Annotated in this window: 15 protein-coding genes; 11 read left to right on the top strand and 4 right to left on the bottom strand. The window is 63.9% G+C overall.

The annotated features are described in order from the left end of the window. Positions 1 to 28: 28 nt before the first annotated feature. Positions 29 to 1636 carry a DUF885 family protein gene (locus tag JJ896_06615; protein MBO6779308.1) on the top strand — a complete coding sequence of 536 codons (1608 nt, stop codon included), beginning with the start codon at positions 29 to 31 and terminating at the stop codon, positions 1634 to 1636. After that, complete coding sequence (locus tag JJ896_06610; protein MBO6779307.1) at positions 1633 to 2145, top strand: GreA/GreB family elongation factor; 513 nt, start codon at positions 1633 to 1635, stop codon at positions 2143 to 2145. Before JJ896_06615 ends, JJ896_06610 begins: the two co-directional genes overlap by 4 nt. A 108-nt stretch (positions 2146 to 2253) precedes the next feature. Here the strand turns inward: JJ896_06610 and JJ896_06605 are convergent, their stop codons facing one another. Beyond that, positions 2254 to 3564: an aspartate aminotransferase family protein gene (locus tag JJ896_06605; GenBank protein ID MBO6779306.1), complete on the bottom strand. Its 1311-nt coding sequence runs from the start codon at positions 3562 to 3564 to the stop codon at positions 2254 to 2256. Between the two features lie 44 nt (positions 3565 to 3608). On the opposite strand from JJ896_06605, the gene JJ896_06600 reads away from it, so the two are divergent. Both JJ896_06600 and JJ896_06595 read left to right on the top strand, forming a co-directional pair. After that, entirely contained in the window at positions 3609 to 5030 is a 1422-nt protein-coding gene (locus JJ896_06600) for an aldehyde dehydrogenase family protein (protein ID MBO6779305.1), read from the top strand. Between the two features lie 153 nt (positions 5031 to 5183). Continuing rightward, positions 5184 to 5717, top strand: coding sequence for a peptidylprolyl isomerase (locus JJ896_06595; GenBank protein MBO6779304.1), 534 nt, complete (start codon positions 5184 to 5186; stop codon positions 5715 to 5717). A gap of 84 nt (positions 5718 to 5801) precedes the next feature. Here JJ896_06595 and JJ896_06590 read toward each other — a convergent pair whose 3' ends face one another. From JJ896_06590 to JJ896_06580, 3 genes are all read right to left on the bottom strand, one after another. After that, positions 5802 to 6536 carry a c-type cytochrome gene (locus JJ896_06590; GenBank protein MBO6779303.1) on the bottom strand — a complete coding sequence of 245 codons (735 nt, stop codon included), beginning with the start codon at positions 6534 to 6536 and terminating at the stop codon, positions 5802 to 5804. A gap of 184 nt (positions 6537 to 6720) precedes the next feature. Then, on the bottom strand, positions 6721 to 7239 hold the full coding sequence (locus JJ896_06585; GenBank protein MBO6779302.1) for a hypothetical protein: 519 nt from the start codon (positions 7237 to 7239) through the stop codon (positions 6721 to 6723). Between the two features lie 3 nt (positions 7240 to 7242). After that, the gene (locus JJ896_06580) at positions 7243 to 7770 is read right to left on the bottom strand and encodes a protein tyrosine phosphatase family protein (protein ID MBO6779301.1); all 528 of its coding nucleotides are present in this window, start codon (positions 7768 to 7770) and stop codon (positions 7243 to 7245) included. Between the two features lie 169 nt (positions 7771 to 7939). Here JJ896_06580 and JJ896_06575 point away from each other — a divergent pair, with 169 nt between their 5' ends. The 7 genes from JJ896_06575 (at position 7940) to JJ896_06545 (ending at position 15294) form a co-directional block, all read left to right on the top strand. Then, positions 7940 to 8584, top strand: a complete 645-nt coding sequence (locus tag JJ896_06575) for a phage tail protein (GenBank protein ID MBO6779300.1) — start codon at positions 7940 to 7942, stop codon at positions 8582 to 8584. A 239-nt stretch (positions 8585 to 8823) separates the two neighbouring features. Next, the gene (locus tag JJ896_06570) at positions 8824 to 11022 is read left to right on the top strand and encodes a carbohydrate binding family 9 domain-containing protein (protein ID MBO6779299.1); all 2199 of its coding nucleotides are present in this window, start codon (positions 8824 to 8826) and stop codon (positions 11020 to 11022) included. After that, positions 11019 to 11525, top strand: coding sequence for a GNAT family N-acetyltransferase (locus tag JJ896_06565; protein MBO6779298.1), 507 nt, complete (start codon positions 11019 to 11021; stop codon positions 11523 to 11525). The genes JJ896_06570 and JJ896_06565 overlap by 4 nt, the downstream gene beginning before the upstream one ends. Positions 11526 to 11600: 75 nt before the next feature. After that, positions 11601 to 11990, top strand: a complete 390-nt coding sequence (locus JJ896_06560; GenBank protein MBO6779297.1) for a RidA family protein — start codon at positions 11601 to 11603, stop codon at positions 11988 to 11990. A gap of 104 nt (positions 11991 to 12094) precedes the next feature. Then, positions 12095 to 13123, top strand: coding sequence for a M23 family metallopeptidase (locus tag JJ896_06555; GenBank protein MBO6779296.1), 1029 nt, complete (start codon positions 12095 to 12097; stop codon positions 13121 to 13123). 13 nt (positions 13124 to 13136) lie between these two features. Further along, positions 13137 to 13739 (top strand): hypothetical protein, encoded by a 603-nt coding sequence (locus JJ896_06550; GenBank protein ID MBO6779295.1) that lies wholly within the window; start codon positions 13137 to 13139, stop codon positions 13737 to 13739. A 157-nt stretch (positions 13740 to 13896) separates the two neighbouring features. After that, positions 13897 to 15294, top strand: coding sequence for a T9SS type A sorting domain-containing protein (locus tag JJ896_06545; GenBank protein ID MBO6779294.1), 1398 nt, complete (start codon positions 13897 to 13899; stop codon positions 15292 to 15294). Positions 15295 to 15335: the final 41 nt, after the last annotated feature.

Raw genomic sequence — 15335 nt, 5'->3', positions numbered from 1 at the left:
ATTTCTCCGACTCACGACACCGGACCCCATGCGACCCCTCATCCCGACTGCCCTCCTCCTGCTCACGGCCTGTGCCCAGCCCGGCGGACCCGCCGAAACAGAAGGCACCACCCACGATGAGCTGGTTGCCTTCTACCAGGACTGGCGTGCCTTCCACGCGCCTCCTGCCACGGACGGCGTCTACGATTATTCCGCCTCGGCAATGGCCGCCCGCCACAACGCCTTGCCGGAGTGGCAGGCCCGGCTGGCCTCTTTCGATACCACCGGCTGGCCCATCCCCGCGCAGGTAGACTGGCACCTTGTAAGGGCTGAAATGAACGGACTGGACTTTGACCACCGGGTCATGCAGCCGTGGGCCAACAACCCGGCCTGGTACGTGCAGATCTGGATGGACCAGTCCGACACGCCCGAGCACGAGGGACCGCTGGCATACGGGTTTATTGACGTGTGGAAGTATGACCTCCCTTCGCAGGCCTCGGAGTTGGAGGCAGCCATCCGCACCATCCCGGCGGTGTTGGCCGCGGCCCCCACGAACCTGACCGGCAACCAACAGGACCTCTGGCGCATGGGCCTTGCTGTGGTGCGGGACCAGCACGATGATCTGGAGCGCATTCGGGCGATGGCCGACGGGGCCTCCCCGACGCTCAGCGAAGCAATCTCGGAGGCCCAGGACGCCACGATGGCCTTTGCCGACTGGCTGGAGGCAGAGCTGCCCTCGAAGACCGGTTCATCCGGGCTCGGGATCGAGAACTACGACTGGTATCTGAAGAACGTGCACCTGTCGCCCTACGGCTGGGCGGAGGAGATGCAGATCGTGCAGCGGGAGCTTGCCCGCTCCTACACCGCGCTCCGGCTGGAGGAAAACAACAACCACGGTCTGCCGGCCCAGAACCCCATCGACAACGCCGCCGACTTCGAACGCCTGCAGAACCTGGCCGTGGACGACTTCATCGCCTTTTTCGCGGCGAAGGATATCGTGGAGATGAAGCCGTATTTCGACCCGGCGCTTCGGGCCCAGGTGCGTCCCTTCAGCCCGGAAGGCCCGCAGCACTTCTTTTACCAGGTGATCTACCGGGATCCGATCATCATGCAGACGCACTGGTACCACTGGATTGACCTGGAGCGCATGCGTGCGGAGCCACACCCCAGCCCCATCCGCGCCAATCCTTTGCTATACAACATCTGGGACAGCCGCTCCGAAGGTCTGGCCACGGCCATGGAGGAGATGATGATGCACGCCGGGTTTATCGACGGCCGGCCGCGCAGCAGAGAGCTCATCTGGATCCTGGTGGCGCAACGCGCGGCGCGGGCCATCGCCGGTCTTCGCATGCACAGTAACGAATGGACGCTGCAGGAAGCCTCTGACTATGCCGTGGAATGGACGCCACGTGGATGGATGCAACCCAACGGCCAATTAGTGGGCTTCGAGCAGCACCTGTACCTCATGCAGCCGGGCTACGGTACCAGCTACCTGACCGGCAAGGCGCAGATCGAGACGCTGCTGGCCGAGTACCAGCACGCGACCGGCCAGGACTTCACGATCCGCCGCTTCTTTGACCACATGAACGATACGGGCCTGATCCCCGCCGCACTCATCCAGTGGGAAATGACCGGCAAACGGCCCGCGCACCTGTGAGTCGCGCGTTCGTCAAGGATGACGCCCCTGATGGCCATGTGGTCATTCCGCCGCGGCCGGCGCTTCCGCCGGGCGTGGCGAACTACGTGACGCCTCGGGGGCTTCGGCTGCTCCGAGAGGAGCTGGCGCGGCTGGAGGCTGAGCGCGGCAAACTCGCGGCGGGTCCGCGCGACAGCGCGGATCGGAGCCGGGAGTTGGCAGTGCTCAAGGGGCGGATCACCCAGTTGGAGGCACGTATCGCCTCAGCGCGGCTGGTGGATCCGGCCTCCCAACCGGCCGCGGAGGTGCGCTTCGGCGCGACGGTAACGCTCGAGACCCAGGGCCTGCCCCGACGTGTGATGACCATTGTCGGGGTGGACGAGGCCAACCCCACAGACGCCCGAATCAGCTTCCTGGCCCCGGTGGCCAAGCGCCTTACGGGCAAAAAAACGGGCGATGGGGTCCGCATGCCCGCCCCGGGCGGGGAGCGGGAATTTACGGTGGCGGAGATCCACTACGCGGCCGACTGAGTTCCGCGGGGGTCCTGGCCGCACTGCACCGCGGGGCGCCGATTCCAACCGCCTGGCCGCACCGCCCCGCGGGGCGCCGATTCCAACCGCCAGGCCGCATCGCAGCGCTCAGACCACCGGCACAGCCACGGCCAGCACGGATTCCTCCAGAATCGCCAGACCCTGATCCAGCTCGGCGTCCGAGATGACAAGCGGCACCAGAATCCGGATCACATTGCCGTGAGCCCCGCTCGGAAGCACGATCAGCCCGCGCTCGCGACACGCCGCGCACACAGCACGGACCGCATCGCCCGCCGGCCGCGAACGGTCCCCGTGCTCGCAGAGCTCCATGGCCAGCATGGCGCCCAGACCACGAATGTCCGCCACAAGGCGCGTGGCGCGCTGCAGCCGCTCGAAGCACGCACGGATCTTCCCGCCCACCTCGACGGCACGGGCATTCAGGTTGCAACGCTCCATGATCCCGATGGCCGCCAGAGAAGCAGCACAGGCCACTGGATTGCCTCCATAGGTGCCCCCGACGGTTGACGGAGCAGCTGCCTCCATAACCGATGCCTTGCCAACGACCGCCGAGATCGGCATGCCCCCGCCCATCGCCTTGGCCCACGTGGACAGATCCGGCACAATGCCCGCGTGTTCGTACGCCGCCCATCGCCCGGTCCGACAAAAACCGGACTGCACCTCATCGAGAATGAGCATGATTCCGTGTTCGTCGCAGATCCGGCGCAGGCCCTGCAGGTAGGCCGGAGGCGCCACGGCGAATCCACCTTCGCCCTGCACGGGCTCGAGAATGACCGCCGCGACCTGATCCGAAGGCACCATGTTCAGGAAGGCCGCTTCCAGACGGTCGAGTTCACGCTGCACAAAGGCGGCTTCAGAGAGCCCGTCGCCGTACATGAAGTGATTCGGGTATGGAAGCCTGTAGACCTCGGGCGCCAGCGGCCCGCAGCCGGTCTTGTATTTGGTCTTCGAAGTCAGACTCAGTGCCATCAGCGTGCGCCCATGGAACGCCTCCGAAAAGCAGATCACACCCGGCCTCCCGGTCGCCTGACGAGCCAGTTTGATGGCGTTCTCCACTGCCTCCGCACCCGAGTTGATTAGAATCACCCGCGTGCGATCCCCATGGGGAAACAGGTCGGCCAGCTTCTCACAGAGCGCTACGTAGGGTTCGTAGCTGGCCACGTGAATGGAGGTGTGAATCAGCTTTTCCGCCTGATCCTTGATGGCCTGCACGACCTCCGGCGCGCAGTGCCCGACCGTCATGACGCCGATGCCACCCGCGAAGTCGATAAACACTCGACCTTCCGCGTCCGTGATGCGCGCGCCGGAAGCCGACACCGCCGTCATCTCCCCTGCAAACTGGCCGACGGCAGCCGGCACCATCGCGTTGCGGCGTTCGATTAGATTGCGGGCACCGGCCATGGCATCGAAGTCTGGTTGGCCAATGGTACGTCACGCGGAGGCACATGCGACATCTCCTGATCGCCGGCAAGGAGGTCGATTCCGGTCGACACGACGACATTCTGAATCCGTTTGACGGGTCGACGGTGGCTGCGGCGAGCCTGGCGCGTCCGGAGCACATGGACCGAGCCATCGAGGCCGCGGTCAGAGCGTTCAACCACACCCGGCGCATGCCGACGCACGAACGGGCGACGATTCTGGAACGAACGGCCGCGGCTATCCATGACGAAGCCGAAGGCCTCGCGCTCACCATGGTGCGCGAGAGTGGAAAACCGCTTCAGTACGCCCGGGGGGAAGTCCGCCGGGCTCAGGTGACGTTCACCCTGGCCGCCGGGGCCTGCCGGCAGCCAACGGGAGAGGTCATGCCGCTTGATCTCGAACCACGCGCGGAGGGGCGTCTACTCATGTATGAGCGCGTGCCTCGCGGACCGGTCGCTGCCATTTCCCCGTTCAACTTCCCCCTGAACCTCATCGCCCACAAACTGGCCCCTGCCACGGCCGTAGGCGCTCCGACCGTCCTGAAGCCGCCGCCCCAGTGCCCGCTGACCGGATACCGGCTTGCCGAAATCATGCTTGACGCCGGATGGCCGCCTGAGGCGCTCAGCGTGCTGCACTGCGAACCTGAAGTCGCCCAGCGCATGGTCGAGGATGATCGGCTGAGAGTGCTCTCGTTCACCGGCAGCGACAGGGTCGGCTGGAAGCTCAAGAGCCTCGCCGGCAAGAAGCAGGTCCTGCTGGAGTTGGGCGGCAACGCGCCCTGCGTCGCGGACGAGACGGCGGACCTGGACGCTGTTATGGGCCCCATCGTAACCGGGGCGTGGGCCAACGCCGGGCAGGTCTGCATCAAGGTGCAGCGCGTCTTTGTGGCTCGAGCTCGGTACCGGGAATTTGTGGACCGGTTTGTTCGCGCCACGGAGGACGTGCCTTGGGGAGACCCCATGCGCGAGGACACCGTCGTGGGACCCCTTATCGAACCACGCCACGTAGACCGGGTGCTGTCCTGGGTACAGGAGGCCGTGCAGGCCGGCGCCACACTGCACACAGGCGGCACGTCTGAGGGCCAGGTGGTCCTTCCCACCGTGCTGACGGATGTGCCAAGTGACGCCAAGGTGTGTCGCGAGGAGGTCTTCGGCCCGGTGACCGTGATCGAGCCGTTCGACACTTTTGACGAGGCCATCGCCCGATGCAACGACAGTCGGTTCGGTCTGCAGGCGGGCATTTTCACGAGCGATGTGGGGCGTGCCATGACCGCCTTCCGCGAACTCGACTACGGGGGGGTGCTCATCAACGACACCCCCACCTTCCGGGTGGACAACTTTCCGTACGGCGGCACCAAGGACTCTGGGTTCGGCCGGGAGGGCGTGCGTTTTGCGATGCAGGAGATGACCGAGCCCAAGGTGCTCATCATGCGCGGCATGCCGAGCTAGGACCGCTGCCCCAGGGACTGCGCAGTCCGGCGTCGACACGGCGTGTGGCTGCGGCGCAGCGAGAAGAACCCGTCAAGGAGCAACCCGCCCGGCGGGGGCCGGGTTTGGGCCGCTCATTGTAACTGCGGCCGACCGCACCCAAACCGACTCACCATGGCTCTCTCCGCCCCTGAATCCTTCGACATTCCCGGCGACGGCGATCTCTTTGTACGCTTCAACACCTCCGCGGGCACCATCACGGCGCGATTGTTTGAGCAGGAGGCCCCCAGGACCGTAGCCAACTTCGTGGGACTGGCGACCGGCACGGCGGAGTGGCGCGAGCCGCAGACCGGCGATACGGTGCAGCGGCCCTTCTACGACGGCCTGGTGTTTCACCGTGTCATCCCCGAGTTCATGATCCAGTTCGGCTGTCCGCTCGGCACCGGTACGGGTGGACCCGGCTACCGCTTCAAAGACGAGTTCGCGGCGGGCTTGCGCCACGACAAGCCGGGCATGCTGTCCATGGCCAACGCTGGACCGCACACCAACGGCAGCCAGTTCTTCATCACGGAAGTTCCCACGCCGTGGCTGGATGGCAAGCACGCGATCTTCGGCGAAGTCACCGAAGGTGGCGATCTGATCGCAGAGATCGCTGCGGCTGGAAACCACAGCACCACCATGGAGAGCGTGGAGATCTTCCGGGCCTGAGCGACATGGTTCAGCGGGGAGTGACCAGGCCGACGCACGGCTTGCACTGCGTCAGCTCCTGACCTCGCCGGCGACCGGCCCGGACTAGTGCGCCTTGACGGTCCTCAGCATCTCCAGGGAGTTGCTGTTGTTGGGGTCCAGTTCCAGCGCCTTGCGATAGAAGATCTCGGCGAGTTCGTTGTTGCCGGACTCCATGTAGGCTTCTGCGAGCGAGTCATACGCATTCGACGATTGCGGAAAGTGCTCCACATTCAGCCGGAATAGCGCGATGGCCGTGTCGTAGTCCTCGAGGCCGAGCACTTCGTAGCCGGCCGCGTTGAGCGAGTTCTCACCGAAGTCGTACGCGCCCCGGCCGTAGTAGCGTTCGCGCAGACTGGCGTACTGCGCCAGCATGGCCTCTCCGCCGTCCGCACGGTAGGTCATCATCAGCACTTCCTGCAGCGTGCCGGGCCTGGCCGTGCCGCGGTGGCACGTGTGACACCACATGTTGATGCGCTCGCCGTTCGGCTCGATGGTATCGAGCGCATCGTTGATGTCTCCGAGCATGTTCAGCATGGCCCGGGCCGTGACCTTGTTCCTGTTGTCGTCCGAGGCAAAGTCGTAGGTACTCAGCGGCTGCCCCTCCTCACCCACGTGGCAATGCGAGCAGCGCACTCCGAGCGATCGCGTGAACCCGCGCATGACGGCCCCGATGCGTGACCCGGGGAAATCGGCCGGCAGCACCTGAAGATTCTGGGCCCGCTCAGGCCAGGACCACTGCTGCGCATCCAGCTCGGCGGCAGGTACAAGGAAGAGCAGGCAGAGGAGAACGATGCGCATGGCGGGCTCGGGCAGGTGATTCCGCACACTACGGCACCACCCGGGGGTAGATGCAAGGCACGGAGGCCTCCCTTTCCTGCGTGCCCTGCACCCGGTCCGGCGCAGCGCCGCGCCGGAAGTGCAACGTGCTCAGCGCCGCGGGCCGGTCGGCCGCGGCGTCCCGAGACGGGCGCTTTGACGGCAATCAGTGTCCGGCGTGCGGGTTGTGCCGCCTGACCAGCGTGCCCATGTCCCATTCGGTCTCCATGGACAGTGAGCCGTCCGCGGCAAACTGTCGCCAGATGCCGTGGCGCTTCCCATGCGCGAACGCAGTCTCGTACCGCTTTCCGCCCTCGGGGTAGAACCATACCACTGCGCCTTCCCGAGCGCCATCGACCCAGGTCGTCTCCAGCAGCAACTTGCCATTGTGATCGAAGACACGATCGGTGCCGTGCCTGCGATCATTCGCCCACATGCGCTCGCCGCGCAGATGACCGTTCCGGTCCCAATCGCGGTCGAGGCCGTGTCGCAGCCCCTCGACGTAGGCCGATCTGCTCGAAACGGCGCCGTCCGGGTGGTAGTGCATCATTTCTCCGGTAAATGCCGCGCCTGTGGCCCTCAGGACCACCTTTCCGTCGGCCATCTGAAGGTCGGCCATGGCTACTTCCTGACCCGCTGCGGGCACTGCGAGCAGCAGCATGCCAACAAAAAGCACAGTGCGCATCGCTCAGTCCGTCTTGTGTTCGGCCTGGGCGCGCTCGATCAGATCGGCCCACTGCTCCAGCTCCATCGGATCCCACACCGGATCCATGGCCTTCTTCGCCTCCTCCTCCGAGACACCCTGCACCAGCGTGCGGTACAGATAGGTGAATGCCGACGCACGCATGTTGGCAAAGCAATGCACGAACACCTTGCGATCCTCGTTCATCTCCATGACATCGAAGAACATCTCCAGGTCGCGCATGGACGGCTCGCCCCAGGACACGGGGATGTGTACATAGGTCATGCCCGCCTCGACCACCATATAGCCCTCAAGCGCATTGGCACTCTCGGAGGCCGTGGCCAGGTTGACTACCACATCGTAGCCGAGCTCGGCCAGGGAGGCGATCTGGTCATAGGCGATCTGTCCGGACGTTGCGAGCTCGTCGGAGACCTTGACGTAGTTGCGAATGGTGGCCAGGTCCTCTTCGGCGGACTGGCCTCGCACGGGCAGTACCAACAAGCCGGCCATGGCGAGGAAGAGCAGTCGTTTCATGGGATTCAGGTTGGGAGCCCGTGATCCAGCACGGATCGCAGCACCGTCACAAAACGGTCCAGTTCGGGCAGTGGTCCACGGGATGGGCTTTGTGCTCCGGGGAATAACGGTCATGGCCATGCCATGCGCCATGTATACCTTGGCATTGTCTCAACCAGTGGTGTTTGCCATGTCCGCTTCCTTCGCCGATACCCGCCGTTCTTTCTTCCGCCGCTTCGTTGCCTCCGTCTTTGGTGGAGGCCTGATCACGGGCGCTGCCAAGGCTTCCGACGTTCCTGAATTCCGGTCTCGACCTGTTGAGCCCTACCTCGGGGAGATCAGCATGTTTGCCGGTAACTTTGCGCCGCGTGGGTGGGCGCTGTGCAACGGCCAACTGCTTTCGATTTCGCAGCATTCGGCACTCTTCTCTCTGCTGGGGACTTTCTACGGTGGCGATGGCCGCACGACCTTCGCCCTCCCGGACCTCCGCGGCCGCGTTCCCCTCGGGAGCGGACTCGGACCCGGTCTGCCGAACTTTCAGACTGGACAGCGCGGAGGCGCAGCCACGACCACGCTGTCCGGCGCGAACCTGCCCAGTCACACGCATGCGGTCACCGTAGCAGGCGCCAGCACCCCCGGAGACACCGCTTCTCCGGAGAGCGCGGTCTGGGCGAGCGACCCGGGGGCCTACGGCCGCAGCGCCGACGTCCAGATGGCTTCCGACGCCGTCCAGGTGACCCCAACGGGAGGCTCTCAGCCTGTGGACAACCTTCAGCCGTATCTGGCGATCAACTTCATTATCGCTACCACGGGCGTTTTCCCCAGTCGCAGCTAAACAAACCGCATCGGAGCGGCGACGTACGGCACCTCCGGGACGCAGGACTGCCCAGGAGAGCGTGCAACCCGGTCCCGGGCAGCCTCGTCTGCTGCGGAACATCCGCAGACACCCATGCGCATTGCGACCCTTCGTGCGACCTGCCTCAGGCGGGCGGGTGGCAAGTCCGCCCTGTGGCTTTCCTACGGCAACTTCCCAGCCGTCACCCCAAAAATCGTTCGCGTGCAACCCTGAGCATTATGCGCCCTGCCCTCCTGGTCTTCCTCGCCGTACTGACCGCCGCCCCGGCGTTGGCCCAAAACCATGCCACCCACCGCTGGACGGCCGTGCGCGTGGAGGAAGCCCCCCGGATCGACGGGAATCTGGGCGATGCGGTCTGGCAGCAGATCGAGCCCATCACGGAGTTTATCCAGGTCTGGCCGGAAGACGGCTCCCCCGCGACCGAGCGCTCAGAGGTCCGTATCGCCTACGACCGGGACAATCTCTACTTCGCGTTCAAGTTTTATGACTCCGAACCCGAACTCATTCGCGCAAAGAACCTTGAGCGCGGTGGGCGCAATGACCGGGACGACCACGCCTATATCGCCCTGGACACCTATCAGGACGGGCGCAATGCCTACCTGTTTGAGATGAACGCGCTCGGCACGCAGGACGACGCCACCATCACCGACGAGGGCCTCACCCTGGACAGCTTTTCGTGGGACGCCGTGTTCCGTAGCGAGACGGTCATCGACGACGAGGGCTGGTCCATGGAAGTCTCCATTCCATTCCGGCAACTGCGTTTCCCCAAAGGCGACGAGGTTGAGTTCGGCCTGATGCTCAGCCGCATGGTGAACCGGAAGAATGAACGCAGCCTCTGGCCCGCCATCGGCCTGGAGTTCGGCAACAGCTTCAGTGTGCTGTCGGCCGTGTCGCAATACGGCACGTTGACTGGGATACGCGATGTGCGCCGGGGCAAGAACATCGAGATCAAACCCTACGTGATCACGGGTGCCCAGACCAATCGCCCCGACCTGGCCTTCGAGGCCACAGAGAGCGATTTCACTAGGGACTTCGGAGTGGATCTCAAGTATGGCATTCGCAGTGACCTGACGCTGGATCTGACGGTCAACACGGACTTCGCGCAGGTGGAGGCGGACAACGTGCAGCTGGATCTAAGCCGGTTCAGTCTCTTCTTCCCCGAGAAGCGCGAGTTCTTCCTGGAGCGGTCCGGCCTGTTCCAGCACGGCAATCCGCGGTCCACACAGACCTTCTTTTCGCGTCGGATCGGGCTGTCCGACCAGATCCTCACCGGCGCCCGGCTGACCGGACAAATCGGACGCTTCTCGGTCGGCATGCTCAACATCGAAACCGGGGAGGACATGGGCGACCTGTTCGGCTCGGCTTCGGCCAACAACACCGTCGTCCGCGCACGCACCTCGCTCGGATCGCGGGCCACCGCCGGCGGTATCGTAACCAACCTCGAACGGGCGGACGGCACGTTCAACCGCGCCCTCGGCATCGACGCCCAGCGTCGCTTCTGGGGCGCCAGCAGTCTGACAGGCTGGCTTGCCACCGTGCAGGACTCGGACCCCTCCCAGGAGGACTGGGCAGGCCACGTGGCACTCCGGGTGGGCAACGACACGTACGGAGGCAACGCACGATTTACCACGGTCGGCGAGAATTATCGCCCGGCTCTGGGTTTTGTCAGGCGCAGGGACCTCCGGGAGTACTACGTGCGCGGCAACTACCAGCCCGTGGTTTCTTTCGAGTCACTGCCCTTCATTCGGCGGTTCGATTTCGAAGCCGAGTACCAGTACATCGAAGGCCAGGACGGAGAAAAGCAGACTACGGAGTTCGGCATCCAGGGACGCGTGGAGGGCCACCGCAGAGACCGGGTGGAGGTCGAATACGAGCGTGTGTTCGAGCGCCTCACAGACAGCTTCTTTATCCGACCGGATGCCGAGATCCTGCCGGGCGACTACACCTACGGCGAATACAGCATCTCCGCCGGAAGCGATCAAAGCCGCCGGTTCTTCGCGGGCGGGTCGGTGTCCACCAGTGGCTTCTTCGATGGGACCCGTACAAACTTCACGGCTGACGCCGGATTCAGGCACTCCCAATACCTGACTATCGAGGGGGGCATTCGGCACTCCGTCATCGACCTGCCCATCGACAACGGTCGCTTTGATGCCACCGTGATCTCCAGTTCGATTCTCGCGGCAGCGAGTCGCAATCTGTTCGCCAAGGCACTCATCCAGTACGACAACTTCTCGCGGGACCTGCAGGCCAACATTCGGGTGGATTGGATTCACACACCGGGCAGCGACCTGTTTTTCGTCTTCAATACGGCCTACCATTTTGCCGGCGACGACGAAGTGTTGTTCGATCCGCGCGCCAATCTCCTGCTGACGGACCGCGTAGCGGTCGCCAAACTGACGTACCTGATCCTGCTTTGACCAGACTCGAAACGGAGCGACTCATTCTCAGGCGCATGACGCTGGACGACGCTCCGTTCATCCTGGATCACGTCAACGAGCCCTCGTTCATCGAAAACATCCGCGATTCGGGCGTGCGCTCGCTCCGGGACGCTGAAAATTATCTCCGCCTGGGCCCTGTGGCGAGCTATGCCAAGCACGGCTTCGGGCTCATGCTGATTGAGCGGGCGAAAGATGCACGGGCGATGGGCATGTGCGGCTTGCTCCAACGGGACTACCTGGAACACCCGGACCTGGGCTTTTCCCTCGACCCTCCCTTTCGGGGAAAGGGCTACGTCACCGAGGCGGGTCGGGCGGTCCTCGCGCATGCGTTTGATCAACCGAACCGTCAGGCCGTGCTGGCCATCACATCGCCCGGAAACAATCCGTCGGCCGCTGTGCTGTCACGCCTGGGATTCACGTTCGATGAGGTGATGGAACGCCCCGAGGGCCCAGTGCACAGATACATCCTCCCGCGACCATGAAGGGACCTGGATCATGTCCGTGATCTGGCGCCAGGGAGCCCCCGAACACCCCATTCCCGACGAGTTCATCCAGCAATGACAGTTCATCACGTAGACGGTGCTCCGGCCGCCATCGGACCCTACTGCCACGCCATTTCAGCCGGAGGCCTCGTTTTTCTTTCGGGCCAGACCCCGCTGGACCCGGACACCATGGAGCTGGTGGGGGCTGACGTCGCCGAGCAAACCGAGCGGGTTTTGGACAACATCGAGATTGTGCTCGGTGGCCTGGGCCTGACGCTTCAAAACGTGGTCAAGTGCACCGTTTTCCTGAAAGACATGGGCGATTTCAAGGCGATGAACGCCGTCTACGCACGCCGTTTTGCGGGCCACACGCCGGCGCGATCCGCCATTGCGGTTCGGCAGAACCCGCTGGACGCTCTGGTGGAAATCGAATGCATTGCGGAGGCCGGGGCAGCCTCACAATAGTGTTAAACTGCCATTGACGGCCGGGGCAGGGCCGGGTAGGATGCCGGCGGCCCGAGGTGTCGGACTTCGGGCCGGAATTCCGTTGTTCAAGGAAAGCCCGGATCATGCGCACCGCCCCCCTCATGATCATACTGGCGCTGGCCGGCGCCCAGATTGCCTCCGCACAGCGCTCGTGCGTGGAAAATACCGTCTGCGTCTTCGCGCGCGACGGGCAGGATGAGATTACCATCTGGGTCGAGTCGCGCCTGGATGAGGCCCAGCGAGTCATTTTGATGCCCAGGCTCCTGAACCTCGTGTCTGACCGTGACCTGCCCTACTCGGCCGTCTACGAGCCCGGAACGACCACCAAGGCGCTGACATTGCGCCGGCTTCGTCAGAATGAGTACGTCAACTACGAGCTGAAGTATTACACCCTGCCGGACTATCTGGGCGAGATGCAATGCTCTGACGAGACAGCCTGCGTGCTTGCCCGGAAGATGGACGACAAAGTGCTGTTCTACGGCATGAACCTGACCGACAAGGTGATCTCCCTGCAGTTTCGGCCGACGCAGTTCGAGAACCTGTATGCCGACCAGGCGCTGCCCCTGTGGAAGGTGGTGCCTCCGGCGGATACGGTGCTGTTGGTCGAGACTTACATCCCCCGGCCGATGGAGCCGCACAACTACCGCTTCACCTACCGCTGGTACAACGGAGCGATCGGGGAGCGGCACAGCCTGGATGCGGCCTACCTGCTCCCGCATGCCGTTCCGGAACGACCCGTGCGCAAGGGTCGGAGTGAACGTGCGGACGAGCGGAACGGCGTGTACTGGTACGTTCCCGACGGAGCCCGGGTGCGCGCGTCACGCGGTGGCATCGTGCTGGGCACGCACCAGTCGCGCCAGGACACCGGCGACGTGTACTCGGTGACCGTGCAACACGAAGACGGCTCCCAGGCCGTCTATCGCTACCTGGACCGGGTGGATGTGGCGGTCGACAGCACCCTCTCCACCGGCGCCATTCTGGGTCATGCGCCCCAGTTCGTCATGTTGACGGTACAGATTCTGAAGCCGGATCTGAGCCTTGCCTCCGTCCCGATACGTTTTCACATGAGAGACGGCTCCGTGCGCGGCCTTCGCAATGGAGAGATCTACTAAACCCAGAGAGTCCATGAAGTATCTCCCCCTTTTGCTGATTGTCCTTGTACTCCCGATTGACGCGCTGGCGCAGCGCATGAACGAGTCCTGCTGGCCGCAGGGCGTATGCATTTACGAGCGCGAGCAGCGGCGCGGCCGCATCGACTACATGCTCGAGAACCGGTCCGAGCGGGACGCCTGGGTGCTGATCGAAATGACGGATCTGTACAACTACCGGTCGACCAAGCGCCTCCCGGTCACCACGCTGATTCGAGCGGGCGAGTCAACGATGGCCTTTCGGCTGACGAAATCGTCTCCCCAGGAGGTGTCGCGCAAGCGGCGCAGATCGCGGCTGCTCTGGGCGCCGGTACCCGAGCCCTACTGCATCGACAGCGTCGGGTGTGTGACCGTGGAATTCGAGGAGCGGGACATTGTCTACCGCTTCTTCAACCGCTCGGCCGTGGCGCGGGATGTGGAGATCACCATAAACGAACTGGAGGCGCTGAAACTGCCCAAGAAAGGGCTGCGAAAGACGGTTCTTGCCGGGGAGGACGAGGTCATCGGCAAGGTGCGCATCAAGGATGTCTGGGGGTCCTGGAACTACGGATACCGGGTCTCCGCAAATCCCGCCAGCTGAAAAAATAGTCGCCGACGGCTGAATCCGATTTTGCGATCATCGTAGAAGGGCATGGTCGCCGGAAGGTGACACCCTGCGTGCGGGCTCCGCCTCCGGCCCAAAACGCGCTACCCCTGGGAGGTCCTCTCATTCGGGACACCCGATGCGTGTCCCTGACATGAATTACACCTTGTTACGGCCGGTGGTCGTTGCGCTGGTGTTTCTCTTCACGGCGATCCCGGTAGATGGGCAGTCTCGCCGAACAGAGAACAGGCTGTTCAAAGGCGCCGAGCGCATCGCCTCCAAGATGAGCACGGTCCGCTATCGACCCGATATCGTTGTGCGTCAGGCACGCGTTGACGAGGGGTGGCAGAATGCCTCCCAGGTCCGCAGCCTGTACGACGGCGAAGACCTTGCACTGCGCTTCTTCGACACCTGGAATGCCGACGCGGAAGCCTGGGAGCCTCAGCAGCGCTCACAATTCGCGGTTTCCAGCGGCGCCATTCTTTCGGACGCAGAGTGGGTCATGATCGATGGGCAATGGCGGCCGTTCAGCAAGACGGACTACGCGCTGAGCGAAGGTCTCGTCACAGCCTATACCGACTTCATGTTTCAGGACGGTAGCTGGATACCTGCCGAGCAGGGCACGTACACGCTGAGCGGCGAACTCACCGTCGGTGCGCTCTTCCGCATCTGGGACGGCACCTCATGGATCGATTCCGAGCGCGTGCGCCTGGAGGAGTCGGCCACCGGAGTCACCGAGACCTGGGAGTCCGCGGCGCCCGGGTTCTGGGTTCCGACGGAACGCTATGTCTATCCGGGCAGAAACGTCGCGGACCTTCAGACTGCCTGGCTGGCTGTGCAGGACGAAATGATTGACCTGGACGGTCTGATGCTGTCCCTGCGTTTGCCGGACTACTCGTTTGATTATCACGATGGCTCGGCCTGGCAACCCCAGGAGCGCCAGACCACCGATCGGACCTACGACATCCCATCAGGCGCGCTGACCGCAGAGGTGATCGTTACGGAAGAGCATGACGGCAGCGATTGGGTTCCGACCGGCCGCAGCACGGTGGAATACCGCGTGCTTGGTTCGGCGCGTTCACTGCCTACTGCGTTGCATTTCGAAAGCGGAGACGGAGTCGGCGGATTTTTTCCGGTGCTGACCGAGTCCTATGACGCGCGGGAAGACATCGGCAAAATCACATCCGCCACACTGTCGGTTGACACGCCGGTCGGTGTCTATGAACTGGAGATCGTGCGATTCAACTGGCTGGGCCTGGCCACGAGCGTCGACGATCCCGCCACCCCCGTGGCGTTTCAACTGGACCAGAACTACCCCAACCCATTCAACCCGCAGACCTTGATCGCGTGGAGCCTCCCCGCCCCTGCAACGGTAGAGTTGGAGGTATTTGATGCGCTCGGACGCCGGGTTGCAACGCTTGCATCCGGGCCGTTTGCCGCAGGAGACCATGAAGTCACCTGGCTGGCTGACGGGCTGCCGGGAGGCGTCTATTTGTATCGCCTCACGGCCGGGTCCGCTTCGGTGACGCGAGCGATGACCCTGCTCAAGTAATAAGACGGTCCCCATCGCCGGGTCCGCGGTCAGACCGCGGA

This window comes from Rhodothermales bacterium (assembly GCA_017643395.1).
In the GTDB taxonomy this organism is placed as follows: Bacteria; Bacteroidota; Rhodothermia; order Rhodothermales; family UBA10348; genus JABDJZ01.
Note: the sequence above shows the minus strand (reverse complement) of the source record. Positions and strands in the feature narration are given on the sequence as shown.

Excerpts from the sequence above, each read along its gene's own strand:
- JJ896_06605 (MBO6779306.1), bottom strand. The coding sequence starts at position 3,564 with ATGGCCGGTGCCCGCAATCTAATCGAACGCCGCAACGCGATGGTGCCG.
- JJ896_06570 (MBO6779299.1), top strand. The coding sequence starts at position 8,824 with ATGCGCCCTGCCCTCCTGGTCTTCCTCGCCGTACTGACCGCCGCCCCG.
- JJ896_06545 (MBO6779294.1), top strand. The coding sequence starts at position 13,897 with ATGAATTACACCTTGTTACGGCCGGTGGTCGTTGCGCTGGTGTTTCTC.
- JJ896_06555 (MBO6779296.1), top strand. The coding sequence starts at position 12,095 with ATGCGCACCGCCCCCCTCATGATCATACTGGCGCTGGCCGGCGCCCAG.
- JJ896_06560 (MBO6779297.1), top strand. The coding sequence starts at position 11,601 with ATGACAGTTCATCACGTAGACGGTGCTCCGGCCGCCATCGGACCCTAC.
- JJ896_06580 (MBO6779301.1), bottom strand. The coding sequence starts at position 7,770 with ATGAAACGACTGCTCTTCCTCGCCATGGCCGGCTTGTTGGTACTGCCC.
- JJ896_06600 (MBO6779305.1), top strand. The coding sequence starts at position 3,609 with ATGCGACATCTCCTGATCGCCGGCAAGGAGGTCGATTCCGGTCGACAC.
- JJ896_06585 (MBO6779302.1), bottom strand. The coding sequence starts at position 7,239 with ATGCGCACTGTGCTTTTTGTTGGCATGCTGCTGCTCGCAGTGCCCGCA.
- JJ896_06550 (MBO6779295.1), top strand. The coding sequence starts at position 13,137 with ATGAAGTATCTCCCCCTTTTGCTGATTGTCCTTGTACTCCCGATTGAC.
- JJ896_06615 (MBO6779308.1), top strand. The coding sequence starts at position 29 with ATGCGACCCCTCATCCCGACTGCCCTCCTCCTGCTCACGGCCTGTGCC.
- JJ896_06595 (MBO6779304.1), top strand. The coding sequence starts at position 5,184 with ATGGCTCTCTCCGCCCCTGAATCCTTCGACATTCCCGGCGACGGCGAT.
- JJ896_06575 (MBO6779300.1), top strand. The coding sequence starts at position 7,940 with ATGTCCGCTTCCTTCGCCGATACCCGCCGTTCTTTCTTCCGCCGCTTC.
- JJ896_06590 (MBO6779303.1), bottom strand. The coding sequence starts at position 6,536 with ATGCGCATCGTTCTCCTCTGCCTGCTCTTCCTTGTACCTGCCGCCGAG.